Annotated in this window: 1 protein-coding gene; it reads right to left on the bottom strand. The window is 70.5% G+C overall.

Going from position 1 to position 1,107, the window contains the following annotated elements; genetic code table 11:
• Window positions 1-201 precede the first annotated feature (201 nt).
• Window positions 202-897: a TetR/AcrR family transcriptional regulator gene (locus tag ACFW2E_RS47545; RefSeq protein ID WP_384478568.1), complete on the bottom strand. Its 696-nt coding sequence runs from the start codon at window positions 895-897 to the stop codon at window positions 202-204.
• Window positions 898-1,107: the final 210 nt, after the last annotated feature.

Below are 1,107 nucleotides of genomic sequence, written 5' to 3'. Positions count from 1 at the left end.
CGCGGGGGGGTTGGGGGTGGGGCGCGCGCCCGCCCGCCCCGCGGCGGGGGGGCGCCACGGCTCGGTCGCGAGAGGACCTGACCGGACGCCTCCACCATAACGAACATGTTCGTTCCGAACAAGTTCGTGATTTGCCTCGGCTCGTGAGGCCACGGGACGTGCGCTCACGACGAAGCTGCCCGGGCTGTGGGCGAGGTGGCTTCAGCCCTTCGCGCCAGGGACGGGTGTGTGCGTGATGCCGTTGACCAGAACGTCGAACCCCCAGCCCATGCGGTCGCCGGGCGAGCCGCTCACCAGGGCGGGCATGTGCGCCTTGATCGCCGGATGGATGGTCTCGTCCACGGAACGCAGAGCCCGGGCGGTGGCCTTCCAGTCGTCATCCGCCATCGGGTCGTGCTCCTGCGTCGAATGCTCGGCGGCCGTGGCCGTGGCGTCCTGGAGCAGCTTGTCCACGCCCCAGGCGACCTGCTCACGGGAGGCTCCGCTGCGCGACAGCAGGTCCAGGACGCGCTCCACCAGCCGCAGGTAATTCTCGCCGCTGGGGCGCGCCACGAGCGCCGACCGGGCAAGCTGAGGGTGCTCGAACAGCACGGCTGTGTAGGAGGCCAGTACGGCGCGGAGCCGCTCGCGCCAGCTGTCCCCGGCGCTCCCGCAGGTCAGGTCGACCTCGCCCAGCAGGGCGTCCAGCACAGACGCGTGCAGTTCGGCAGTGTTGGCCACGTAGACGTACAGCGACGCCGGACCGGTGTCCAGCTCCTTGGCCAGGCGGCGCATGGTGACCTTCTCCAGCCCCTCGGCGCGCATGACCCGCACGGCGGTGTCCACGATCCACCGCCGTGAAAGTGCAGGCTTGGCCGGACGCTCCCGGCGGCTGATCGGCTCTCTTCTTGCAGTCATACCCTGATCGTAACGAACATGTTCGCGTCGCGGGTGCGCGTCTCGATCCGCCTCCGCCTCCAGGCCGCGCGACGGCCAGTTCAGTCACGGCACTGGCCGCGCTGTGCCGTCTGCGGACGGATTCACCACAGCCTCGAACGACGGTGCCGTCGGCGCCGACGAGCTGGAGGGGGTGTGGTGGTGCCGTGAGCACCTCCCCCACTCGTAGCC

The sequence above is a fragment of the Streptomyces sp. NPDC058964 genome (assembly GCF_042741275.1).
GTDB lineage: Bacteria > Actinomycetota > Actinomycetes > Streptomycetales > Streptomycetaceae > Streptomyces.
The sequence above is the reverse complement of the archived record's forward strand: the minus strand, read 5'-3'. Positions and strand labels throughout refer to the sequence as shown.

Excerpts from the sequence above, each read along its gene's own strand:
- ACFW2E_RS47545 (WP_384478568.1), bottom strand. The coding sequence starts at position 897 with ATGACTGCAAGAAGAGAGCCGATCAGCCGCCGGGAGCGTCCGGCCAAG.